Below are 26,480 nucleotides of genomic sequence, written 5' to 3' on the forward strand. Positions count from 1 at the left end.
TCATGTTACCATTTTATTAACAAATAAAAAGTGGGTGTAGTTTTTATGTAGAGATGTTGCATGCAACGTCTTTACATAAAAACAAATATTGCTTTATACAATATTTGGCCATCGAATGATTTTACAACAATTGTGTAATTGCCTGCAAGTAGTGTTGATGGGAAGCGCAAAGGGTATGAACTATTGCCACCGGTATGGAAAATGGGCTGGCTGGCTATCTCGGCACCTATATTATTGTAGATAATTACTGTGTAATTACCGTTTGCGGCATTGCTAATCTGGAGGTTTACCCGTTTATTTTTTGAAGGGTTGGGGTACAATGCAAAACCAAAGTTGTCTAGCCTATTTTTAATTTCAGCAATATTGCTATACAATATCTCCCCATTAGTCGACACGGCTTTAACCCGATAGTAGGTATTGCCTTGAGGAACCGTATTGCAGGTATAACTATAAGCTGGCTGGTTAGTAGCCGATACACTATCTATGTTGGCAAATGCATTGCCATCGGCAGATTGGCCTATTTCAAAATACCGGGTACTGGCTGTTCCCGTAACCTGCCAATGAAGCAATGCCTTCTCTTGTACCTTAGCTGCTTGCAGGGCAATGTTTTTTATGGGCAAAGGGGCTGCCCTGCCGAACACCAATTGAAAACGTGTTGCACTATGGGAATTGCTATCGCCAGTGGTAGCAAAGGAATAAAAAGGGTTAGCTGTTATTTCTTGGGTAGTGCCTACAAAATTATCCTGCAGTTTTATAGAAGATAGCCTTTCAAATTGCCCAAAATCTGTAAAGTGGAGCATAAATTTGCTCGCTGTATTGTTATATACCAGCAGTGGAACGGTATCAGATAAAATAGCAAGCCGTTTTGTATTTACTGAAAGCAGCCATTTTTTTTTTGCCGTAGCTATGTAAGGTGGGGTTTCTGTATTTAAGCAATAAGTATCAAAATGGGTATATGCTTCATTGGAAATAGCAGTATCCGAACCGAACAACACAACCGCATCGCCTACAAAACTGCTATCAGTATTCAGTAGGGTGCATCTTAGCTTGTTGTTCCATGCTTGGCTTGGGGGCGAACCAAATATGGTAACGCTACCTTTAGGGGAGGCTGCCTTTTGCTGCTCAGAGAAAGACACTGTCCCGTCTGCAGCATCCGTCTTTTCTACAAAAAAAGCACTACCAGAAGGCACTACCACATCCGTAACATTGTCAGCCGAATAGTCAGTAGGCCAGTACCCTGTGCTTATCTTGGTGGCTTTGTTCCAACTGCCATAGCTGCGTGCTGTATTGCCAGTAACAGGATACATCCACAGGTTACCTGTAACTGTACTGCTGTTCGCAGCAATAAAAGCAGAGGCGTTCAAGGCACAGGGATAAGGATTGCCCAATAAAGTGTAAGCTGGATTTGCCCCATAGCTGGTAGTGCCATAAACGGTAGCCGTGGGCGATGTGGAGTATGCACCCGTGGCAGACAACACAACAGAATCGGGAGGGGCTGGATGTGAAGTATTTAACTGGTTGTTGCAACCTCCCCCATTGCCCCTTGTACCCCGGATATTGGCAGCATATCCCACACCAGGCATTAAACTGGTAGCATTGGTATTGGGTACGCTTACCCATCGGGAATTGTTCACAAAAGCTGCACTGTATGTATAAAGGGAAGACTTGTTGGTTAGGGTAACGTCAAAGCCATTGCTATTTACATTGCCACAAACGGCACCCCCTACCCCACTGCCTGTGATATATACCTGCTGCTGCCAGGCATTGTTTATTTGCTGGCTTACTGGGCTGCTGATGAATATGTTTTTCCTGGCAGTTTTGGCAGGTATATACCTTTCCACGGTAATATTACCAGTAATAGATGCCCCAGATTGTATCGGCACTAAGCTAGCAGTGGCAATAGAATTGCTTTTTAGCACAAGGTTGCCATTGGTATTCAAATTGCCGTTGGATAAGTTCAATGTACCTGTAATGTTTACTTTATTGCTACCACTTGCTATTGACACCCCATTACCATTGGCAATGGCTAAGTTGCTAATAGAGCCTATACCCATTATCTTTTGGGGTGATGAGCCAGCTAGGGTTGTAAAGCCATTTCCTACAATTGCCCCATTATTGGTAAGACTGTCGTTCACTTGAAGGTTGCCGTTTATTGCAACTGTTGCATTGTTATTTACAATTAGTTTCTTTACCGCTTGGGTTGCATTTACGGCGGGCTGTTTTATAGCGGCAGTTACCACAACATCCATATTTGTATTAGGGGCACCATTGCTCCAGTTGCCATTGGCAGTCCAAGAACTATTGTAGGCACCGCTCCATGTAGTGCCGGCGTTGGGGTAAATGCCCGTGTCTGACAGTGTTTCATTAAAGTTTTCCCACCCTTTGCCTATATCGTTTAGGTTGCTTGAGGAAACAATCAATACTTGTTGGTTGGCAGCCAATGAAAAAGTATTGCTGGTAATGATTTGTGGTTGGATAAGGGTAGAGTCTGTACGGGCATAGTGTGCTTGGGTAATATGGATAGAATCAGCAACAATAGAATTGCTGATGTTCAAAGTCATTGTACCAGTGCTATCGTTGCGGTAAGAAGAATAAATGTTGCCATTTAGTTTTACGATAAGCCCCGATAATTTTCCATTGCTTATCTTGGTTACCAAGGTATTCCCTGTGGCGTTGATATTCCTTATCTCCACCATAAAATATTTCTTGATCTTGCCAGAGTAATTGTATAGCGAAGTGCCATTAGACGAGTCGCATTTAAATACAATATCATACGCATTGAAGGGAGCAGCGTTTTCCAGTACGCCTGCATAAGCTGTGTCCACTTGGTTAAAATCGTACCCTTTAATAATCGTCCTCAAACTTCCATAGGTATATTGTTTGTTCAAGGTGTCAATCACCAATGTTTGTGGGTTTAATATACCATTCCTGCCATAAGTAAAACGCAACCTACCTGTTATTTCGTAGGCACTTGTTGTTCCAGTAGAATTGGTGGGGAACGTTTCCACGTAGCCAATCATCCTGTCGGGCAAGGTAATCCAATGCTGGTTAGATGACCAATTGGTTGCCTTTGCCTTTGGCCCCGAATATTGGCGTTGCAATATTGACGGCGTTGATGCACTTGCTGCGGTGCGGGAAACGCAAACCAAAGGCGAAATTTGAGTCATCATAAAGCCCCAGTCCAACACGGGCGAGGCTGGCGTGCTAAGGTTTACATGCACTTGGCTGCCTGCGAGCATCAAAACACTGTTCACGATTGAATCTTGTGTGTTGGCGTTTGATAAAGCTTGTGTAACCATAGAACCAACTAATGTAGGCATTCCTAAATTGCCCACTGGAGTTAGTACACCGGAAGCATAAGCAGTGGGGGCAACATTCCTTAACGAAACGCCATAAGAATAATTGCCATATCGACCCCTAGGGCCTTGGATGTTCCTGTCATACACCAAAAAACTAGAAGGCAATGACAAGGGGGCAATGCTGGGTTTATAAAATGCGAGGGATACTACCATTTCATTCCCATAACCTGCAGTCAGGTTTATTTGGTTCAGCTTGGCACGGTAATACCCACTCCCGCTCATGGCAACCAGCGGCTCGGCAGAAGCATTAACCGTCATGTTCCACATAGACTTCCATGCGGGTGCCGTATAATACTCTGGCACCGCCCTTGGTTCAAGGTTCATGATTTCATAGTTTGCAGTTTTGGAAACACAGTCCCACGCAGGCTGGTAGCCAGATACTGCCCATATTTTAGCCAAGGAATTATTGGTACCACCGTGGTAGTCTTCCGTTTCATTCTGATGGCCTAGGTAAGCATAGGCCCCATCGGGGAAACGGTCTGCAATGTTTACAGAATCTACTATTTGTTTTGCAAAAGAAACCCAATTACTATTGCCACGGAACAAGCCTAGGTTCATCAATATTTGCGCATAGCTAATATCCCTATTGGTGTAGTTGTAGCTATAAATGCTATCTGCCCATCCCCTATGCACTTTGCCCATTGTATCGGCGGCATCCAACAAACGCTGGTTCAACACAGATGGGATATACCCTGATGGGAAAGACTGTGCCACCATCCACCAAGCATAGCAGGATTTGGCAGCGGCAAACCAATCGTTCAGGGCATCTAACGTAGAGCCCGGTGTTCCATAAACACCTGTGCCACCATTCACTTGGTAGTCGTCGGAAGTGGCATAAACAATAGTGAGGAAACGCCGGAAAAGTTCTGGGTTGTATCGGTACTTGCTGTAAGGCGACACCAACAGCCAGTGCATATTCTCCGTATAACTGCCTAACGATCTAGCCACAATACTGCCTGCCGGGAAATTGACATATTCCCCTCTTACCGCTTTTGGGTAGGCCAAGCCTTGTGTATTATCAGCAAGATAGCTAGCAGCCCAACTGTATAAGGCGTTGATATAAGGGTTGGTGGTATCTGTAACAATGATGGTGGGATTGAACCCTACTGCGTTTGTAGGCACTACTGGCACATAATGCGCCGTATCGGCAAGCATGGCATTGATAGAAGTTGTCAGCGAGCTTACCTCGGCAGTAAACCCTGAATCTTGTGCCGTTTGGCGCCTATCCATGGCCACTGAGATAGCCATCTCGTGCATCTCGTGCAAGGAGTCTACTTTGAAAAAAGAAATATCATCAAACCAATAATACTTTGGGTAAGGCTCCGAAGGCGTAGGCGAAGAACTCAAACCTGTATTGGGGCGGATGGAGATACGCATATTGGTACGCTCGGTAGTAGTCCAATTGGTGAGGTCTACATACATTTTGCACATTTTCCAGTTGGTAGTAGCAATATACAAGTTGGCAGGCTGCGTGGCATCGCCACTGGCACCATTTGCATTGCTGGCAGCGGTTGACTTAAACACATTGGCCACCACGGAATCGCCCGCATTGCCCCCCTTCAAGTAAAAAGTAAGCACGCAAGGGGCTGCTGGAGGTATAGTGGTATTTGGAATTACTTGCAATAGCTTTATATCATTCCTATTGGTTTGCTTGGTAATGGTGATGTAAATAGCATTGCTGCCTGAATTCTGTGCAGTATTTACAATTTGTGATGTACCCGTGGATGAACTGGATACAAATGTTGTTTGCCATTGACCAGCCAAGGTATTGTTCATAGTGCCATTGCCTGTGGTTACGTTTGGGCTAGTACCTAAAGAAGAAGATTCAAAACCACCATTGGTAATGTAGTTTGTTTGTGCAATGAGAAATAGGGGTAAGTAACTTAACAGGGTAAGTATAGTTGCTTTCATTTGCTTCAACAATCGTTAGCTTCAAAAATATAACGATATTCTAAGTTGCATTTGCTTGTATGTTGCAGGTTATTGCCCTAGGTAATCATAATTGTAATGGCACATACAAATTGCATAACGAAGTGGCACAACGAAAAAGCAAGGGTAAAATCCTTGGTATATAAAGAGAAGATGCTTTTTGTGTCCAAGCAGCAGCCCAATATGTAGCTTTTACGGCGATAGCACCGTTCAAGGCTTAGCTATCTATTGGGCTTTTATCGTAGCGTAGATTTAAACAATTACACACACCTCCCCATCATATCGAATTAAGCATCTGGCGCACCAGAAAATGGTTAATGACGGTTTGTAGGGGCAATCCCTTGCGGTTGCCCTAGTCACTTCGATCTCCCTGCCATTGTAAGACACGGGACATCTAACCACCCCCCGCCACTTTCATAAAATAACCAACATTGATAGCTTCGGCAGCATTCAAACTTCCCGAAAGTTTTTGAACTTTCGGGAAGTTGCGCAGAGGAGACTTTCAGAAAGCGAAGGAAAACACTTGAAGCACCCAACCATCCCCATTGCCGACAGCCTCGGCTACGACAAAACCGCTGTCTTTATCTTCTTCTGCATCCACAACCCGAGCGTGGATGAGGAGGGAAGTTATAGTGTGAGGGTGGAGGCGTAAGGGGAAGGGAATTTTAGTGGAATTCACATGGTCGTTGACCTATGTGATAAAATTTTAATTATTTTTACTAGGTGGGATGCTGGATTATGACACCTTAAATAATAGTCGATATGAATAAACGCTAATTTACAATCATTATAATGGAAAAGAAAGAAGATATTTTAGTAAGGCTTTATGGTTCAGTTCTTATAAAATTTGAGAATGTAACTTTCAAACTTAGATCAATTATACTTGAAATACTATATCCAAAATATAGCTTGGAACAACTAACCTTTTGTGAAATAATGACAGAAGGGCTTACAGCTGACCCTTTAAGAAAGAAATTGCTAGCATTGATAATTTCTAAATATTCTGATGAATCTTTAATTTATAAGTACTACTTCGCAATTTCAAAACACTTTTCAAACACAATTGAAATAAGAAATTCTTTTGCTCATGGCACTATATATATAGGTTATGATGAGAATATTTACGGTGGGGAAATCGATTCTTTGTCAATTAGTCATTCTAAGATAAAAGCAACTGGGATTGATAGTAATCCCAAATCATTTTCAACAAAAAAATTAAATCTACTTATAGCCTATTTAATAGAAATAGAGAAGTCGCTTAAAATACTTTTCATTTTTATTTTACATCCAGATTTGAACATAAAAAACACGGCTACATTTGTTTCTAAAATTGAGGAGAGTATAGAAAAATTGAACAAATTTAAAATTGAACTAAAATAGACTTTAAAGATATACCTCACTATAATTTCGCCCAACCAAGAGTTCTAAGAAAACACAAGGTATTAAAGGATAAAATTTTAATAACAAAAAATATTTCAAATGAAAATCATCGGAATAATATTAATTCTGCTCCAAATTGCTGTTTATTTTTCGAGTTACTATGTTTCAATACATTTGCCTAAAGATTATAATTCAAATAATAACTTCTCAATACCTTACCTTTTAGGATATAATTTAATTGGAATTATTGGGTTAATTGTTATAATTATTGAACGTAAAAAAGGTGGTAAAGGGGCTGATATTTCTTGATATTTTAATTAGCTACTCCACGCTAAACTTAATCCTAATTAAATCAATACAAATAAAAGAACTGTTGCCGGTGCGTGCTTGTGGCATGTACCCTTCGCTCCGTTCTTCCCGTCCTTTCGACACAGGAGAAATTTAACCGGGGTATAGCCGGTCTGCTGTTTGTAGGTAACCGCAACTTTCGGAAGTTTAGTCCGTAACATAACACTGCGTTATTTGCCCTACCTGCCCCACCCAACCAATCTTTTGAGCAATCAAGACAAGTAAAGGCATTACGTCAATCACTATAAAACTCATTAAAGCGTTATTTTTACAAATTACGCTTTAAAAGGATACTAGATATCCTAATGAAGGCACTGATAAAAAATTGCTTGACCATGAAAAAAATAGGCTTAGGATTGGCTTTTGTTTTTTGTTTGATAAGTCCCTGTTTGCATGCACAGCCTTTGAATATCTATGTTTTACCAACTGGGGCCGCTACAGGTAGTGGCAGCAGCACGGCAAACCCTGTTTCCCTCGCAAGGGCTAGGGCTATTGCCAAAACAACTGCCAACAAAACAATTACTTGCCACATTTGGCTGATGGATGGGGTATATAGCTATTTGGCGTTGGACTCCACAGACAGCCGCACTGCGGCTGCGCCTGTAACCTACCATTCCCTTAATCCGCTAAAAGCCATCTTCCAACCCATTACGCCTATAAACCCTGCTGATATATTACCTTTGCCAGATTCTATTAAAAATAGGGTCATTGACACCAATGCCCGCAAGAAGGTGAAACAAGTAAACCTTGCCAGCTACAAACTGAGCAACATGAACACGTGGCCCAAAACATTTTCTTACCCGGTAAGTATAACTGCTACCACCAACAGTAGGCAGCAATGGCCCATTATATACCAAAACACAACGCCATTGCCCATGGCACAATACCCAAACAACGATGTGATGCGGATAAAAAGGGTACTTACCAATGGCACAGGCAATACTAGCCCCGGTGGCACTTTTGTGTATCGGGACGACAGGGCAAAATATTGGGGGCAAGCCATAAAAGATGGGCTTTGGCTGCGTGGCAGTTGGCGGGTAGATTGGCAAATGGATTTTGTGAAAACAGATTCCATATCCCTCACAGATTCCATTGTTTACCAAACCATTGGTGTGCAAGGAGGTATTGGCAACAAATATGCCCGGCCTGCGGGCAATGGCAAAGAACCTTATGTGGCTGTAAACCTGGTGGAAGAAATAGATGCCGTTGGGGAATGGAGCATCAACTTCGCAACTAAAATGCTGTACATATACCCGCCCGACACAGGCACACTGAACATTAGCAGCAACAGTGCCACCCAAAGCATTAAACTAACTGGTGTAAACTATACCAATTTTGAAGGCTTCAAGCTAGATGGCGGCTCATCTGACGGGGTGCTTTTAAGCAAATGCAACTATGTAACCCTCGCAGGCATGGAGATAACGCATGTGGCGGGCTATGGGGTTTTTATCACCAATGGCACCAACTGCACCGTAAGGAGCAATGACATTCACGATGTGGGCGAAGGTGGCGTTTTCCTAATCAACAGCAATTTTACTGCCGACCAGTTGACCCTTACACCTTGCAACCACAAAGTAGTGAACAACCATATTTACGATTATGCAAAGGATGTTTTTTTATATGCCGCCGCTGTAGATACCCGGAGCGTAATCGGTTGCTACACAGCCTTTAACCGTATACATGGCTGCCAGCACGTAGGCGTTTTGTATGGGGGCAACAACAACCGTTTTGAATACAACGACATTTCTGATGTGGTAGGCACTTATACAGACATGGGCGCTTTCTACGGCTCTGAAAACCAAACAGAAAGAGGCAATACATTCTACAACAACTATGTGCATGACATGCACTACAAAGGCAGTGGGCTGTACACTGACAACTGGTATTCTGGACAATTATTTACCAATAACATCATTACCAATTGCCTGTATGGATCGCAAAACAACTTTGGGTATTCCAACAATTTCTACAGCAATATTTATTACAACAACAGCAAGGCACACCATACCAATGCCACAGGTTTTTTGCCCGATACCAACAAAAGCAACCTGACCAATTATACCAACCTTAAGAAAGTTTACAATGCCAGCACTATTTACCAGCAGGCATACCCAGATTTGGCCGACCTGTTTCCAACCACCAACAGCGCCTACACATCTTTGATATGGCCGCAACTCAAAGGCAATGTATTCATAGGCACAGCTGTTGGCAAAGCCTGTTTGAACGGGGTGGCGGACAAAAGCCTGTTCAACACCAATGGCACTACCAATAGCAATTTTGCACAAACAGGAAGCCCTTTTAAGCAAAATGGGTTGGTTTTCCAACAAAACCTGCTCATGGGAGGTGCTTTGTTTAATGCAGGCAATAACAATTTGTTGGATAGCCTTAAATCTACAGGGGCATTTGCCAAAACCACCAGTACCAATTGGCATATCGCCAGGGTTGGGCTATTTAAAGATTCCATTTACAGGCCATCCATTACCACTACACAAACACCTGGCGTTACCCCTGCTTTTACATTGGCAGCTAGTAAACATGGGCTACTGCTCCCCGACACATTAGGCATAACCGTAACCATCAAAAACCCGAATATCAACAATAGTTATTCCGCAGTGGCATTATACGATAATGATACTTTATTGAATTTGCCACTGACGCTGCAAAAAGCTAGTTTCGATTCCATAGTGCTTACAGCCCAATGGCAAAACCCAAGCATTGGGAAACATACCTTGGTAGCACATTTGCTAGACAGTACCGTTTGGGATTTCCCTTCCAGCCCTGTTGCTTTTTCCATAAGTTCCCCTTTGCCTGTTACCATCAGCCGTTTCATTGCTTCCCCTAGCGGCTGCGGGGCAATTGTGTCGTGGGAGATAGCCGATGAAGCAAACGTGCAAACCTATCAAGTACAGCAAAGCGATGCCGCAGGCATATTTACCACCGTAAAAACAATATTGGCAGCAAACAATGGCAGCAACAACAACTATACCAGCCAAGTACCCCAAGCTGCTGCAACCGCATATTACAGGCTGCTTTTGCAAACCAACACAGGCCAGCAGTTATACAGCCAAACAGCCAAAGTGCAAGCAGGTTGCTTGGAAAAAGAAACCCTTGCATTGCTGCCCAACCCTTCCCAAAAAGGGAGTACCGCTAGCCTTAGCTACAAAAATGTTTCACCTACCAGCATACAATCTGCCATTGCCATATATTATGCTACGGGCAAGATGGTTTACCAACAACCCGTTTCCTGGCAGAAGGGGGATAACCAATACAAGCTGCCCACATTGCCCACGGGCATGTACATCATTAAACTGCTGCACAATGGCATGGCGGTTAAATGGCAGGTGCTGTAAACATTGCCACAAAGGCACAAAAACACGAAGCAGTACTAAGAAGAGGAAAAATGTTACCTAGCTGCTGATTGGGTGCATAAAAAAAATTTCGCTTTTTATTTAACCCAGCCCAACCTCACCACTCCCGAAAGACGGGACACGTTACCCAAAGGAAAAGGTAACAGGAACAGGGCAAGGGGATAGTATTTGCATATTTTTAATAATATTAATATCCCCTAGTGTTTTATTAAAATAGTTTCAGTTTTGCCATTTTTGTGGGGTTTTTACGCTGTTTCTTTTTTCAAAAATTGTTACCACCCTTGTAAGACATTGATTATCAACAATAACATCAAATTTTTGTGCGTGATTTGTGCTTAATTATAGAAAAAAACGGAAGCAGCAAAAAAAAATAAACCACCGAAAAACAAAAAACAATCCATTCCAAATCTTTGCTATTTGCTTCAATTTCCTTCCTTTGTTCTTGCTCCTTCTCCTTTCAAAGATGGTTGGGTTGGGTTTAGCTATTTAAGCATAATACAATCAGCGAAGTTTTGAAAATCACCCTAATAAAAGCCTTTCGGGCTAAGGGCTTCTATCATTAAAATCATCCAAAATCATTTAATCAATGGTATAACTTTTTAAAACAATTCCCTTATTTTCGGGACATGATATGTTAAAAACAAAACAATATCCAACACAATAAACGCTAATTAACTGCAAACAAACACACCATGAAAAAATGTACCAAAATCCTCCCCCTGCTTTTCTTACTCCTTGCTTTGGCGGCAGCCACAAAAACAAATGCACAAACAGCCCCATCCATCCAATGGCAAAAAGCCTTAGGAGGAAGTGCTGGAGATGAGGCTTACAGCATCCAACCAACTGCAGATGGGGGCTATATATTGGCTGGTACAAGTTCTAGTAACAATGGCGATGTAAGCGGTAACCATGGTGGCAATGATTGTTGGGTAGTGAAGCTGGGCAACACGGGTAACCTGCAATGGCAAAAGGTTTTCGATGGTACTGGTAATCATGTTGCTAGAAGCATACAACCAGCCGCCGATGGTGGCTATATAGTAGCTGGATATACTAAAAACAGCGATGGCGATAGTAGTAGTAGTGATTATTGGATAGTAAAATTTGACAACACGGGCAGTCTGCAATGGCAAAAGACATATGGAGGAACTGGTCATGATGTAGCCGAAAGCATACAACCAACAACCGATGGCGGTTATATAGTTGCGGGCGTTACTAATAGTAACGATGGCGATGTAAGTGGTACTCATGTCTATTATGGAAGTAATAGAAGTATTGTTACTTATGATTATTGGGTAATAAAGCTGGACAACGCAGGTAGCCTGCAATGGCAAAAGACTTTGGGGGGAACTAGTACTGATTGGGCATACAGCATCCAACAGGCAGCCGATGGGGGGTATATAGTGGCAGGCAGTGCTATGAGCAATGATGGCGATGTAAGCGGCAACCATGGGGATTATGATTATTGGGTAGTAAAGCTGGACAGCACAGGTATCCTGCAATGGCAAAAAGCCCTAGGAGGAACTGGTAATGATGGTGCTTACAGCATACAGCCAACTACCGATGGGGGCTATATAGTAGCTGGCTCTACTGGCAGCGATGATGGTGATGTTACTGGAAACCATAGTAGTGATGCTGATTGTTGGGTAGTAAAGTTGGATAGCACAGGCAGCCTGCTATGGCAAAAGACATTTGGGGGTAATCGTGGTGATGGAGCCCAAAGCATACAACCAACAGCCGATGGAGGATATATATTAGCGGGCTATACTGAAAATAGCAATGGCGATGTAAGCGGCAATCATAATAATTGGGATTATTTGGTAATAAAGCTAGACAGCACGGGCAGCCTGCAATGGCAAAAAACTTTGGGAGGTTCTAAACTTGATGAAGCCTATAGCATCACAGAAACAGCTGATAAGGGCTATATAATAGCTGGCTATACTTATAGCAACGATGGCGATGTAAGCGGCAATCATGGCGGTGGTGATTGCTGGATAGTAAAACTGGGTAGTGATTGCACAGGGGGAAACTGCACCACACCTGTAAAACTAGTAGCTTTTTCGGCCAATAGTACCAACAATGGGGTAGTAACCCAATGGCAAACCGCCAACGAAACCAATGCTGCCTATTTTGTAATAGAACGCAGCAGCAATGGCAGCAGCTTCACGGCCTTGGGCAAGGTAGCGGCCGCAGGCAATAGCAGTAGTATGCTTAATTATAGCTATATAGACAACAACCCCCTACAAGGCACAGCTTACTACCGGCTGCAAATGGTGGACAAAGACGGCAGCATTGCTTATAGCAATATTGTTTCAGTTCTTGGCTCACAGCTCTTGGCTGTTTCGGTTTACCCCAACCCTGCAAGCAGTTTTGTAACCATTACTGGCAGCCATATAGCATCGGTGCAGGTAATAGACAACCTGGGCAGGGTGGTAAAACTGCTGCCGCTAAAGGATGCCACTAACCCCATGCTTCCCCTCTCTGGTTTGCCTGCTGGTGTTTACCACCTTCGTATACTAACAACAGACGGCAAAGTGAGCAATGTGGGTTTTGAGAAGCAATAGGTTTTTTTTTGCCACAAAGGCAAGAGAATATAACCGCAGAGGTTCGCAGAGGTTTTCATGCAAAGAAGGCGTAAAGAGGGGAACAACCACCCTGGCCTACGGCCACCCCTCGAAAAGGGAATTGTCAAAAAACGCCCATAGCTCTTTTGTAACCACCAGCTCGCAGCTGGCCGCGTTCATTGACCTTGAACTGTATGCCCAACCCTTGTTCTATCAGCAATTTAGCTTGCGACAAACGTTGCCGTTCCTCAACAACCGCATACCTGGCAATGCCAAGGTCGACATTGGACAATATCGCCTTGCGACCACGGCTATGTTTCGTATATAAAACAGATAATCCCAACTTCTCAAAAAGCATTACCCAGCCATCTACACTCACGCAACTGTACCCTGTTAAGTTACCTATCTTTGAAGAGCCGAAACCCTTGGCCTTTGAAGAATCATTTGGCAACGCTGCCGCACACAATGACGCCTATCTGTTCGAAAACAATGTTCTAAAGATGCCTTTATCCCACTATCCAGAATAATTTCTTTTACTTTTATGCCCATACGATTGTTGGATATTCTTCTATATACTTTCGGCAGTTAACTCACGATAACTCGTGCCTAACTTACGTTCAACTCACGAATTATACGCCAACTACTGATTAACTTTCGGTTAACTCCCGTCCAACTCACCACTAATACACACAAACCAACCTTTCCCTCCTATCTTTGAAGCCTTGACGTATTTCGCTTTTTATGGTTAAAAAACAATTTATTCAGCGCGACATTAGTTGGCTTAGTTTCAATGCAAGGGTATTGCAGGAGGCAAACGACCCAACCGTGCCGCTGCGGGAGCGTATCCGTTTCCTAGGCATCTTCTCAAACAATACAGACGAATTTTTCAGGGTTAGGGTAGCCACGCTGAAACGCATGGTGGAGTTCTCGGAAAAACGCAAGCGCCTGAACATGCACCTAGAAGAAAACCCCCAACAGATACTAGACCAAATACACACCATTGTAATAAGGCAGCAAACAGAATTTAACCGGATATGGGAAGGTATCTTGAAAGAACTGAACGCCGAGAAAATTTTCTTGGCCGATGAAAAGCACTTGACCAAGGAGCAGCAGGAATTTGTAAAAACTTTTTTCGACGAGCATGTACGCAGCAACGTAATACCTCTAATCATAGAGCCCCTGCCCCAACTGCCTTATATAAGGGACAAGAGTATTTACCTGGGCGTGGTGATGCGGAAAAAGAATGATGCCTACCAGCAAAAATATGCCCTAATAGAAATACCTGTTACGGCCATCGGCCGCTTTGTGATACTGCCCGGCAAAAAAGATGAACACCATATTATCCTGTTGGAAGACGTGATACGTTTTAATCTTCCCAACATTTTCTCATACTTTGGGTACGACTATTTTGATGCCCATGTTTTTAAAATAACCAAGGATGCAGAGATAGACCTAGAGCAGGATGTAAGTACCACTTTTGTAGAAAAAATAGAAAAAGGGCTGAAAAACCGCCGCAGGGGCAAGCCCGTGCGCTTTGTGTATGACAAAGACATGGATCCTGGGCTGCTGGAATACCTGATACGGAAACTGAACCTCACCAGCAAAAGCAACATCATCCCGGGTGGGCGCATACACAATTACAGGCACTTTGTGGACTTCCCCAATGTATTTGCCACCAAAAGCGCACGCAACAAGCCTTTCACGCACCCAGAGTTGCAAGGAGCTATGCGGGTAACAGATGTGATACTAAAAAAAGACATCATGCTGCATTTCCCATACCATGCCTACGACAGCGTCATAGACCTGCTTAGGGAAGCGGCCATGGATCCTCAAGTACTAAGCATTAAAATAACCGCTTACAGGTTAGCATCTAATTCTAAAATAATAAATGCACTGGTAAATGCCTCCCGAAATGGCAAGGAAGTGGTAGTGATGCTGGAACTAAAAGCTAGGTTTGACGAGGAAGCCAACTTAACATGGAAAGAGGTGCTAGAGCAGGAAGGCGTAAAAGTATTGCTGGGGGTGCCAAAAATGAAGGTGCATGCCAAGCTGTGCATTATTAAAAAGAAAATAGGCAACCGCCTTATACAGTATGGCTTTGTAAGCACTGGCAACTTGAATGAAAGGACTGCAAAAGTATATGCAGACCATTGTTTGCTAACTGCCAATCGCACGGTAATGGCCGATATCAACCGCATGTTCAACTACCTCGAAAATTGGAAAACAGGCATCAACCACCTGCATCAATGCAAAACATTGCTCATCTGCCCTACCAATATGCGCAATGCTTTTGAAGCGCAGATAGCACGAGAAATAAAAGCAGCAAAAGCTGGCAAGCCGGCATCTGTTATTTTAAAAGTAAATGCGCTAAGCGATGCAAAACTCATAGGTTGGTTGTATGACGCTGCCGAGGCCGGTGTATCTATTGAGCTAATTGTAAGGGGGATTTATACAGCTTCCATGGAAAAAAAGAAATTCAAGGATACGGTAAGAGCCATCAGCATAGTGGATGAGTACCTTGAACATGCGAGGGTAATTATTTTCCACAATGGGGGCAAAGAGAAAATATACATATCTTCTGCCGACTGGATGGTACGCAACCTAGACCATCGGATAGAAGCTGCTATCCCTATCCTTGACCCTAGCATACGCAATGAAATAAAAGAAATTATTGGCATACAGCTAAAAGACAATGTAAAGGCACGGTTGTTGGATAAAGAATTGAGTAATAACTATGTACTTTTAGCCGGTAAAAAGAAAGTGCGGTCGCAGATAGAAACGTACAATTACCTATTTCATAAAACAAAAGAAAAAAATTGATACTAGCCGCAATAGATATTGGCAGCAATGCCGCCCGCTTGTTAATAACAGAGGTTTTAGAAAAAAACTTTGGCAAGCCAGAATTCAACAAGCTAAACCTGATACGTGTGCCGCTTAGGTTGGGCTTCGATGTGTTTGAAACAGGCGATATAAGCAAACATAAAACCACCATGCTCGTACAAACCATGAAAGCTTTTGCACACTTGATGAAAGCATACAACGTGGAGGAAGTAAAAGCCTGTGCCACTAGTGCCATGAGGGATGCCAAGAATGGGAAAGACATCATCAAGGAAGTAAAGGAAGAAACAGGCATACATATAGAAATAATCACTGGCGACATAGAAGCATCTATGATTAATCAAAACCATATTGCCGAAAGCCTAGACAAGCAACATTCTTACTTATATATAGATGTGGGCGGCGGCAGCACCGAGCTTACTTTTTTTGACGAGGGTAAAATGAAATACCGTGAAAGCTTTAACATAGGCACTATACGCTTGTTAAAAAATCAGGTAGGCAATGCCGAATGGGAAGAGATGCGGGAGCACCTTAAACAAAACACAAAATCTAGCTTGCCGCTTGCTGCTATTGGTAGCGGGGGCAACATCAATAAAATTTTCTCCCTTAGTAAAAAGAAAGAAGGCAAGCCCTTGACCCTGCAATTGCTACGCGATTTTTATAAAGAGCTAGGTAGCCATAGCTTGGAAGAATTGATAAGGGATTATAAATTAAGGGAAGACCGTGCCGATGTGATAGTACCAGCCCTGCTTATTTATATCAATGTCATGCGTTGGGCAGACATTGCAGAAATATATGTACCTAAAATAGGCTTGGCAGATGGCATGATACAAAGCTTGTACGAGGAAGTAAGGAAATAATGTGGCAATCTATCTATTTCTTAATTTAAACCCATGATAAATTACAACCCCAAGCAATGGTTTTACTTGATAGCAGGATTCCACAAAGGCGACACGCTTAGGAAACTATGGCCTTTGCTGCTTTTCATGGGCTGCTACAGTTGGTTGGTTGTGTTCCTGGAAGTAGATTTCTTGAAACTAGAGGAAGGCCACGAGGTAAAAAATATCCCTCAAATGCACAGCTTGCTTGGCTTTGCTATTTCCATGCTGCTCGTTTTCAGGACTAACACGGCTTACGATAGGTGGTGGGAAGGCCGGAAACTATGGGGCAGCCTGATAAATAATAGCCGGAACTTTGCTATACACATCAATGCACTACTTCCAAATGAAGACAATAAGAACAGGAGTTTTTTCAAGAAATTAATCCCTCGCTTTGCAGAGGAATTGCGTTTCCACTTGCAGGCAGAATCAACAAGGCTAGAGCTAGACGAAGATCTGCACCCCGAAATACCCCATTTTGACTCGAGCAAGCATATACCTGTGCAAGTATCTTCACTAATGCTGAATAAGGTAAACATCCTTTACAAAGAAGGGAAAATAAGCGATGCCCAACTAATAAACCTAAACACGGAATTGCAATCGTTCCTGGATATTTGTGGCAGTTGCGAGCGAATAAAAAACACGCCTATCCCCTATTCTTATAGCTCTTTTATCAAAAAGTTCATTTTTATTTACATGCTCACCATGCCTCTAGGGCTGGCACTTAGCCTTGGCTACCTTACCATACCCATAGTAGCTTTTGTGTTTTATGTACTAGCAAGCCTTGAAATAATTGCCGCAGAGATAGAAGACCCTTTTGGCAAAGATGCCAACGACCTGCCCATGCAGCGGCTTACTGCGACTATTAAAAAGAATGTGGAAGATATATTGTAATTGTTCCCCTTAGTTACTATAAATTTCCACAAAAGAAATAAGCCTTACAAAGAAGTTGCCACGAATGCACGAATAAAAACATTAGTCCCATTCGTGCATTCGTGGCAAAATATAAAAGTAACAACTTGCTTACACTTTTTTTGCCCTTAGTGCCTAACGTTGCATTGTTATTTCTTGAATACTACTTCAAAAGCCACTGTTTTCCATTTAGGCAAACTGCTTGGCTTTGTAATTGTAAGCGCATCGTCGCCTTGTTTCCAGCTTAGTTTTTCAGTGCTGCCCAGTAGTTTTACAGCAGCAATTTCCCTTGTATCTAATTTTGCATTTTTGCCTAAAGACACAATGCTAATGTCTGCTGTTGGCGGCTCCATCACAAATACATATACCTTGCCATTCTTAGTGGTGAAACGATAATCTGTAGACCCATATTTGCGTACATCTTTCAATCCACCAAAATGCCCTTTTTCTTGGGACGGTGCAGTAGATGGGCCCTCGCCATATATTTTCCAAGGGCGGCTGCCATAGATGCCTTCGCCGTTAGCGGATGTCCATGTACCCAAATCTTCCAATGTATTCACCATGTCCTGTTCTATATCGCCTTCGGGTGTCTGCACAATATTGATTAATAAATTACCATTCTTGCTTACAATATCAACCAGCATTTGGATAATTTCTGATGCACTTTTGTATTTCTGCCCGGTGCTGTAAAACCAGTCGCCAATAGATGTATCTGTTTGCCAAGGAAATTCGGCAATAACGTCATTCACGCCACGCTCAATGTCTTTTACATAAGTGCCATCCGCAGGCATAGTTTTATAGTTGTAAACGGCTTGCATTTTTCCATTATTGGCTTTTAGGTTGCCATTGTAGTAATTTGCCATCATTGCCAAGCCTGTATCTCCAAAAGGCAATTTACTATCAGAATACACTAAGTCGGGATGATAAGCATCTACCAGTTCCTTTACATCGTCAAACCATTCCTTAGCCCATTCAGGGCTCTTGGTAATCCATCCTTTATCGTTAGGAGCAGCTTTTGTATTGTACAAGTCTGCATAAGCAGGGTCGTTGCCATCGTAAGGAACGCCTTTAAACTCGCCCGAAGTGTCGGCACCGTGCGCTGTTTGGAACCAAGTATAACTTGCCGCCAAATGCTCAGACACGCCAAAATGCAACCCTTCTTTTTTTGCAGCTTTTTGCCAAATACCTACCACGTCTTTGTGTGGCCCCATTTCCACGGCGTTCCAACGGTGGATTTTAGATTTCCATAAAAAGAAATTATCGTGGTGGCTGCCCATGCTTACAAAATATTTGGCACCCGCTTTCTTGTATAGTTTCATCAAGTATTCTGGATCCCACTTTTCTGCTTTCCATAGCGGGATAATGTCTTTGTAGCCAAATTTTGAGGGGTGGCCATATGTTGCAACATGGTATTTGTTATCGCCACTGCCCTGTTGGTACAGCTTCTTTGCATACCAATCGCCATGGCGTGGCACAGCCTGCGGCCCCCAATGTGCCCAGATACCAAACTTGGCATCCCGGAACCATTCCGGGCATTTGTATTGTTTAAAACTTTCTGGTTTATTTGGGTTATAAGGCCCATCAACAATTGGTAATGTATTTTGTGCATGGCTACTTCCTATTGCGCCAGCAATTAAGCCAGTGGTAAAAAGCATTTTTTTTAAAAGCATCCGTTTCATATTTGTATTGTTTTTTGTGAACCAAGATTTTGATATTGCCACTAAGGAACGTTGTCAAAATAAAGTGAGCAAGTTTAAACGCAAAGGCCGCAAAGCCATTAAACGCAGAGAACGCGCCAAGGGTGTACTTATAGACAAAAAAAAGTTGCACTTGCCCCCATCTCCCTAAAGGGGGCAAAGTCAACGCAAAGGCTATTTGAGAAGGTTAATTCATTCTTAGATAGCCTAATTTAAAATTGCTCGACTTATTTAAATCACATTCTTAAGGAAACAGAAGAAAGGATTAAATCTTATAAAACGAACTGGCATTTCCCCCAAAAAACAAGCCCTGTTCATCTATCGTAAACTGTTTAAAATAATCTTTTACAATACCTAATGTAGCTTCATACGAAGCAGCCACCTGGCACACCGGCCAGTCTGAACCATACATGATGCGGTTGATGCCAAATGCATCTACTACCACATCCATATAAGGCGTAAAATCCGTAGGCTTCCAGTTTTTGTAATCGCCTTCTGTTACCATACCACTTATTTTGCAATGCACATTGGGGCATTGGGCAATGGCTTTTATACCTTTTGCCCATTCATCTATCAGCCCCGCTTTAATGTATGGCTTTGCAATATGGTCTATTACAAACGGTTGGTGAGGAAATTTGGCTACTAACTCAGTAGCCGCCTCTAAATGCTTAGGAAAAATCAGTATATCATAAGTAAAGTTATGTTTAGCCAGTGCGGCTATCCCATTAAGGAATGCGGGTTGCAGCATAAAAAATGGTTCTTCCCCTTGCAAAACATGCCTAAAACCTTGTATCTTACTTGATTGGGCATAATAAGCCAGCCTTTCTTCTATATTAGTTGCCCTCAAATCAACCCAGCCCACAATTCCTTTGATAAAATTGTTCTCTTTGGCCAATGCCAACAAAAAATCTGTCTCTACCTCGGTTTGGTCAGCCTGCACTGCAATGCAGCCATCTATATTGTTTTGATGAAGGATAGGGGCTAAATCGGCAGGAAGGAAATCTTTGCGGATTACAGCCATTTCATCGTTGATCCAACTATGTTTTACAGGCTCATAATACCAAAAATGCTGATGGGCATCTAGTGTATATTGCTTATTTTCCATTGCACAAGTTTTATCGTTAGGAACAAAAATTATAAGACAAGTGGTTTACTATAGATTTTCCCCCCCCGCCTTTGCGTCCTCTAAGTGAAACGTATTTTCTTGTCTAAGGTATTTCCCTTTGCGGCTTCTCTGCGTAAATCGCTTTGCGGGCTTTGCGGTTAATTTTTAATAACAACTATTTATCCATTTCTACCATTGCTTTTATCACGCCATTTTTGGGATCCAGCCAACTAGCAAAATTATCTTTTACCTCCCCAAACGAAACCCTATGCGTGATATAATTGGTTGGGTTCACAAACCCTTTTTTCATGGAGGCCACCACATGCTCAAAATCCTGCGAGGTGGCGTTGCGGCTGCTCATCAACGTGCCTTCCCTTTTATGAAACTCAGGATGGCTAAATGCTATTTCGTTCTTTTGCAAGCCAATCAGCACAAACCTAGCCCCATGTGCCATGTATTGGAAAGCATTATTAATGGCTCTCAGGTTGCCTGTGCAATCAATCACAACCGTAGGCATATCACCATTGGTGATGGTTTTTAGCTGGCCTGCAACATCGTCTGATAGGGCATTAATGGTATGCGCAACCCCTAATTTATCTTTGCAAAACTGCAAGCGCTGCTCGTTAATGTCTAGTGCTATTACATGGCCGCCAGCAATACGTGCAAATTCCATTGTCCCTAAGCCTATGGGGCCAGCCCCAATTACCAAGACATATTCCCCTTGCTCCACCGCTGCCCTCCTTACGCCATGTGCGCCAATGGCCAATGGTTCCACCAATGCTAGTTCATCGTAGCTCAAGCCTTCGCCATGTATCAATGAATAAGTAGGTACAGCCAAGTATTCCCTCATTCCACCATCTATATGCACGCCGCACACATTAATAGCTGCACAGCAATTGGGCTTGCCGCTGCGGCAGGCAATACATTTGCCACAATAAAAATATGGGCTAATGGTTACGGCTTCGCCTATAGAAAAGCCATTGCCAGGCTGTGTTTCCACTATTTCAGCCGCCAACTCATGCCCCAATATGCGGGGGTAATTGAAAAAAGGCTGTGTACCTTCATAAGCGTGCAAGTCGGTGCCGCATATACCAACCCTTTTTATTTTGAGCAATGTATAATTTTCTGGCACTTCAGGCTTTTCCATGTCCTTATATTCAAAAGAACCAGGTGTTATGCATACCAATGCTTTCATGATATTTTATTTTATACTCACCACATAGGCACATAGCCACATAGTAAGAAACTGAAAAGATGTAATGGTTTCATTATTATAAAGATCAACATAGGTTACTGAAAATGGCTGCTTTTTTCAAAATGCGCCTAATTTTAAAACCTGTGTTAGCCTATTTTACTGATAGGTCTATTTATACCTTATAGGTCTATTTGTCCGATGTTCCTATGTGGTGAAAATCTCTTAACCTGCCACAGGCAGGAAACTAGGTTCAAGCAGCCCATTTGTTACCATTGCTTCCCAAAAAGCAGGTGGCACTTGTGAAGTAGCCATGTTTATATTCCGCTTCACTTTCTCGGGCTTAGTGGTGCTGAGTGCTATTGATTTTACCCCCGGCACATTAAAACTAAAACTGAAGCAAGCCTCGGCAGGATCTATATTGTATTTTTTACATAACGTAAAGAAACCTTCCCGCCATTTATCTAGTACCTCGCCTTCAAGTGTTGCAGTATCCACTGGGGCATAATTGTAATGGCTGCCTCCTATCAGGTAGCCACCGTTGAACACGGCAGAATTAATTACAAATACCCCACGTTGTTCAAGTGATGCAATAAAGTCAATCAGTTCCGCCGGGTGGCTATGCAGGGTAAGGCTATTGGCCACCATTACCCAATCTAGTGCCACATCGTCGGAAATCCTCTTTATAATATCCCAATGTTTGCTCCCAACACCAATGGCCGCTACTTTTCCAGCCGCTTTTAATTCGGCTAATGCCCTGTAAGCTTCTAAAATATCGTGGTACAATTCATCTTCATGCTCTTTGCTTGTAGCTTTTGACAAGTACTCGTCTGGGTCGTGTACCGATACCATTTGTGGCATGTACCCACCTAATAGTTCATTGCCTTGGTAAAAACATTCAAGGATGCCATCATAGCTTATTTTTTGTACCGCATCGTGGTGAATATCTTTCCATACCCCTTTCTCAAAAGTAGGTTCAGGCGTTGTTAAAGGCGTTTGGACCCAGCCTAGTTTATTGCTGATAATTACTTTGTCAGGGCTTATACCCAATTCCATAAGGCACTGCCCGAGTACTTGCAATGACAAACCTGCGCCATATTTTCCAGCAGAGTCAAACACAGGCATACCAGGGGCATTTTCCACACAGGCTTTTACAATAGCAAGTTTGGTGGCATAAGGAACAGCTTCGTACAAATTACCTAACCCACTCGTTCCAAAAATAACAGGCCCCATTTCATCCAATATGCCCGGGGTTGTTTTTATTTCAAATGCTGTTTGCATAGGGCTTTATATTAAATGTTGTATTAATTGTCAATAAAATTTTACCACATAGGCACATAACCACATAGATAAAACCTATAATTTGATATTCTTAATATTATTCATTAAGAACAACATAGGATATTCGAAATTGCTTTTTTTGGTAGCACCCACCGCATTTGTAAACCCTATGTTGAACTTTTCATGCTTTTCTATGTGTCTATGTGGTGAACAAAAAAAGTGTTACAACTGGAATATCTTATCCATCAACAGCCACTTTTCGCCAGGCTTTGCAAATGGCATGGACTGTTGGAATTTCCACATCAACTGCTCCCATTCCTGTACTTTGGGGTTTGCAGCATCCATAGCGGCTTTGCGTTCAAAACTAAAAGTATCGTCCACCTCCATTATCATAAACATCCTGTTTGCTAGGCGGTATATCTCCATGTTGGAAATACCAGCATCCCTGATGCTTTGTGTAATTTCCGGCCATGCGTTGCCCGCCTTGTGCCAGTTCTCGTATTCTGCAATCAATGCAGCATCATCCACTAAATCTACCGCAAGGCAATATTTTTTCATTGTGTAATATGTTTTATACCACTGATTAAATGATTTGACTGATTCTAATGATTGAGGCCTTTTACTTGTAAGACTTTTGATAAAATGATTTTCGCAAACCATTTTCTTTTTAGTAAAATTTCTAGCAATCTTTATAGGGTTTTGAACCCTATAAAGATTGCTTTGTTTTATACCCTTTCCAGCCAAACAACAGTATAACTGTGAAAGAAGCCAATGGCACGCAATAGCCCAGTTGGATATTGCCTGTAGCATCGCTGATGTACCCAAATACTCTTGGTAGTATAGCACCGCCAACAATAGACATGATTACCAAGCTGCTGCCATACTCTGTATCCCCACCCAAATCCTTGATGCTTAGGGAAAAGATGGTCGGGAACATAATAGACATAAAAAAGCAAATGCCTAAAATAGCATAGATGGTTATCATTCCCGTGGCAGTTATGGCAACTGCGCAAAGCAGGATATTAATGCCTGCATAAAGTGCAAGCAATGTTTGAGGTTGTACAAATTTCATTAAAAAAGTACCTAAAAACCGCCCAATCAGGAATAAAAAACCGCATATACCTAGATAATCTGCTGCCATAACTTGGGATAACCCGGCTGATTTGGTAGCATACAAAATAAACAAGCTAAATACAGAAACCTGTGCCCCTACATAAAAAAACTGGGCAGATACCCCCCATGAAAGGTGCTTGTGCTTTAGGGCATGGAAAATGCTTTTACTAGCTTCGCCACGGCCTTCTTCTTGGATAACAGGCAACTTGGTAAAAGCAAATACGACTGCAATTATTACCAATATCAGCCCCAATATCATGTAAGGAGCTTTAACCGAGGATGCCTCTGAGGCAAGTGCTATTTTGCGGGCAGCCTCCGTCATTTTGCTTAATTCCTCATCGGAAAAGCCTTTGGTCAATATAACCCTTGCCCCTATCACTGGTGCCAATGCTGCTGCCAAGCCATTAAAGGATTGGGACAAATTTAGCCGCTGGGTAGCAGTTTCAGGTGCGCCTAAAGAAGCGGCATAAGGGTTGGCAGCGGTTTCCAATATTGCAAGGCCACAAGCCATCACGAACAAAGCCACCAAAAAGAAATTGTACAACTGCGTGTTTGCAGCAGGTATAAATAAAAAAGCACCTGTGGCAAAAAACAATAACCCAATAATGATACCGATTTTATAGCCAAACTTCTTCATAATAAACCCTGCTGGCAATGCCATTAAAAAATAAGCAGCAAACACAGAAGAATCTACTAAAGTAGATTGGGTAGTAGTAAGGGTAAATGATTTTTTTAAATGTGGGATTAAAATAGGATCCAAGTTGTGCGCAAAGCCCCAAAGGAAAAACAAGGAAGTAACAAGGATAAATGCAAACTGGTAGTTTCCAGAAGGTTGCGCAACCGTTTTTTTCTGTGGAGTCATAATCGTTTTAACTGTTTGGCAAGCATTGAAAAATAAATAAAAGCAACCTATCGTGGCCGCCAAAAGCGACCTTTAATTAAAAAGCAAATCTCTATGATATTCTATTCATTTCCATTACACAAAACAGCGTATTGTTTGAACAAATCCGACTATCAAAAAAAGCTGCCTATATTTGCACCCACTGTTGCATAATGGGCAATCACTGCCTTAGCAACTATAAATTTCATTGTAGATGCTATTAAAGTCAATATTTTCTTTATTGAACACCGATTATGTGCAGTTGAACAAAAGCTGGGACTATAAAAATGTCATCAGCCCATTTTACAGGCTGTATTATATAGATTCTGGGGAGGGTTTGCTTTCAAACCCCGATTATTCTATCACTTTGGAAAAAGGCTTCATATATCTTATACCCAGTTTTACCATCGTAAACCAAACCTGCGATGCTTTCCTAAGCCAGTATTATATACATTTTGTAGAGGAGTCTCAGGATGGCAGTTCCTTGTTTTCCAACAATAGGAAAATTTTAAAAATAAAAGCTTCAGACATGGATATAGAATGTTTTAAAAGGATACTGCATATCAACCCAGGAAGGGGGCTTAGAACTTCCGACAACCCCAAGGTGTATGAAAAAGGTGCAGTGATTAAAAGTTTCCGGGAGCTGAACAACCACCAGCCACTAGCTACCTTGGCTGAAACGCAAGGCATTATCCTGCAATTGCTATCACGCTTCCTTGTGCCAGGGCATTTCCATTTCCCCGATACAAAAAAAATACCATCTAGAATTCTGGATGCCATCCAATATATAGAAACCAACCTCACCAAGAACATTACTGTATTATACCTCGCCCATCGGGCTAACCTAGGCTACGACTATTTCTCGCGTATGTTTTATCACGACACAGGCATTAGGCCGCTTGCCTATATACAGCAAAAAAGGGTTGAAAGGGCACAGTTCCTCATTACCACAACCGATTTCCCATTCACTGTCATAGCCGCCGAAACTGGGTTTGAAAGCATGTCTTATTTCAACAGGGTATTTAAAAAAATAGCCGGCAAAACCCCTACTGAGTACAAAGACACCCAAAAGCATTTTATATAAATTTTGCTTATAACTAATAAGCCATCATTATCTTAATATAATTCTAAGAGGGGTTGGGGTGAGGTCTTTTAAACCCAGATTTTGCAGTTGACTTCGTTATGAAAGGCTCAAATGCAATAAAGACAGGTACTTGAGCCGAATTTTTGGTCGAAAACATAGTGAACTATGGCAAGGCCAAAAAATCAAGCAAGTGCTTGTCTTTGAAGTAGTTGGGTCTTGCAATAGATTTCAACTGCAAAATCTGGGTTAAATAAATAGTATGTACTTAATTAAGATTTTCCTCCACCATGGGGGCATTTTTGGGTACTCATGGGGGCATATTTCCCCCATATAGGATTGTTCTTTTGCACGGGTCTCAAATCAAGCCCATTTTTGTAGTATATAATCCCTTGTTTTCGTTGGTTCAATCCCTACGGCCGCCCTAGCCTTGGCTCGCTGCCTCGTGTGACTCATTTTTTTAACATAAAAAAAACATTTTATGAACTACATCCGTACTCAAAAAACACTCAAAAAGTACTCACTTTTCTGCGGAAATCATGCACAAAATACGCACAA

At 42.3% G+C, this 26,480-nt stretch carries 16 protein-coding genes; 8 read left to right on the top strand and 8 right to left on the bottom strand.

The genetic code is table 11. The annotated features are described in order from the left end of the window. Positions 1 to 71: 71 nt before the first annotated feature. Positions 72 to 5,270 (bottom strand): DUF8693 domain-containing protein, encoded by a 5,199-nt coding sequence (locus ACHFIY_RS02725; RefSeq protein ID WP_410844516.1) that lies wholly within the window; start codon positions 5,268 to 5,270, stop codon positions 72 to 74. 810 nt (positions 5,271 to 6,080) lie between these two features. Between ACHFIY_RS02725 and ACHFIY_RS02730 the strand changes: the two genes are divergently transcribed. From ACHFIY_RS02730 to ACHFIY_RS02745, 4 genes are all read left to right on the top strand, one after another. Next, on the top strand, positions 6,081 to 6,668 hold the full coding sequence (locus ACHFIY_RS02730) for a hypothetical protein (protein ID WP_410844517.1): 588 nt from the start codon (positions 6,081 to 6,083) through the stop codon (positions 6,666 to 6,668). Between the two features lie 99 nt (positions 6,669 to 6,767). After that, positions 6,768 to 6,977: a hypothetical protein gene (locus ACHFIY_RS02735; protein WP_410844518.1), complete on the top strand. Its 210-nt coding sequence runs from the start codon at positions 6,768 to 6,770 to the stop codon at positions 6,975 to 6,977. Positions 6,978 to 7,351: 374 nt separating this feature from the next. Next, a complete protein-coding gene (locus ACHFIY_RS02740) occupies positions 7,352 to 10,366 on the top strand; it encodes a right-handed parallel beta-helix repeat-containing protein (RefSeq protein ID WP_410844519.1) in 3,015 nt (1,004 codons plus the stop codon). Between the two features lie 710 nt (positions 10,367 to 11,076). Continuing rightward, a complete protein-coding gene (locus ACHFIY_RS02745; RefSeq protein WP_410844520.1) occupies positions 11,077 to 12,945 on the top strand; it encodes a T9SS type A sorting domain-containing protein in 1,869 nt (622 codons plus the stop codon). 124 nt (positions 12,946 to 13,069) lie between these two features. Here the strand turns inward: ACHFIY_RS02745 and ACHFIY_RS02750 are convergent, their stop codons facing one another. Next, positions 13,070 to 13,324: a hypothetical protein gene (locus ACHFIY_RS02750; protein WP_410844521.1), complete on the bottom strand. Its 255-nt coding sequence runs from the start codon at positions 13,322 to 13,324 to the stop codon at positions 13,070 to 13,072. A gap of 362 nt (positions 13,325 to 13,686) precedes the next feature. Between ACHFIY_RS02750 and ppk1 the strand changes: the two genes are divergently transcribed. Genes ppk1 through ACHFIY_RS02765 form a run of 3 tightly spaced genes read left to right on the top strand, consistent with a single transcriptional unit; the run spans position 13,687 to position 17,555 of the window. Next, on the top strand, positions 13,687 to 15,765 hold the full coding sequence (gene ppk1 / locus ACHFIY_RS02755; protein WP_410844522.1) for a polyphosphate kinase 1: 2,079 nt from the start codon (positions 13,687 to 13,689) through the stop codon (positions 15,763 to 15,765). After that, entirely contained in the window at positions 15,762 to 16,643 is an 882-nt protein-coding gene (locus tag ACHFIY_RS02760; RefSeq protein WP_410844523.1) for a Ppx/GppA phosphatase family protein, read from the top strand. Before ppk1 ends, ACHFIY_RS02760 begins: the two co-directional genes overlap by 4 nt. Before the next feature lie 33 nt (positions 16,644 to 16,676). Continuing rightward, entirely contained in the window at positions 16,677 to 17,555 is an 879-nt protein-coding gene (locus ACHFIY_RS02765; protein ID WP_410844524.1) for a bestrophin family protein, read from the top strand. A 167-nt stretch (positions 17,556 to 17,722) separates the two neighbouring features. Here the strand turns inward: ACHFIY_RS02765 and ACHFIY_RS02770 are convergent, their stop codons facing one another. The 6 genes from ACHFIY_RS02770 to fucP all read right to left on the bottom strand — a co-directional run bounded on the left by ACHFIY_RS02770 (position 17,723) and on the right by fucP (position 24,823). Continuing rightward, complete coding sequence (locus tag ACHFIY_RS02770) at positions 17,723 to 19,252, bottom strand: alpha-L-fucosidase (protein ID WP_410844525.1); 1,530 nt, start codon at positions 19,250 to 19,252, stop codon at positions 17,723 to 17,725. A gap of 283 nt (positions 19,253 to 19,535) precedes the next feature. After that, entirely contained in the window at positions 19,536 to 20,375 is an 840-nt protein-coding gene (locus ACHFIY_RS02775) for an amidohydrolase family protein (protein ID WP_410844526.1), read from the bottom strand. Positions 20,376 to 20,550: 175 nt separating this feature from the next. Then, complete coding sequence (locus ACHFIY_RS02780; protein ID WP_410844527.1) at positions 20,551 to 21,570, bottom strand: zinc-binding alcohol dehydrogenase family protein; 1,020 nt, start codon at positions 21,568 to 21,570, stop codon at positions 20,551 to 20,553. A gap of 222 nt (positions 21,571 to 21,792) precedes the next feature. Then, positions 21,793 to 22,848: an aldo/keto reductase gene (locus ACHFIY_RS02785; RefSeq protein ID WP_410844528.1), complete on the bottom strand. Its 1,056-nt coding sequence runs from the start codon at positions 22,846 to 22,848 to the stop codon at positions 21,793 to 21,795. A 222-nt stretch (positions 22,849 to 23,070) separates the two neighbouring features. Beyond that, positions 23,071 to 23,406, bottom strand: a complete 336-nt coding sequence (locus tag ACHFIY_RS02790; RefSeq protein ID WP_410844529.1) for an L-rhamnose mutarotase — start codon at positions 23,404 to 23,406, stop codon at positions 23,071 to 23,073. Positions 23,407 to 23,554: 148 nt separating this feature from the next. Continuing rightward, positions 23,555 to 24,823 carry an L-fucose:H+ symporter permease gene (gene fucP, locus ACHFIY_RS02795; protein ID WP_410844530.1) on the bottom strand — a complete coding sequence of 423 codons (1,269 nt, stop codon included), beginning with the start codon at positions 24,821 to 24,823 and terminating at the stop codon, positions 23,555 to 23,557. A 232-nt stretch (positions 24,824 to 25,055) separates the two neighbouring features. Between fucP and ACHFIY_RS02800 the strand changes: the two genes are divergently transcribed. Continuing rightward, positions 25,056 to 25,925: a helix-turn-helix domain-containing protein gene (locus tag ACHFIY_RS02800; protein WP_410844531.1), complete on the top strand. Its 870-nt coding sequence runs from the start codon at positions 25,056 to 25,058 to the stop codon at positions 25,923 to 25,925. Positions 25,926 to 26,480 lie beyond the last annotated feature (555 nt).

The sequence above is a fragment of the Parasediminibacterium schistidii genome, from assembly GCF_046546515.1.
Taxonomy (GTDB): Bacteria; Bacteroidota; Bacteroidia; order Chitinophagales; family Chitinophagaceae; genus Parasediminibacterium.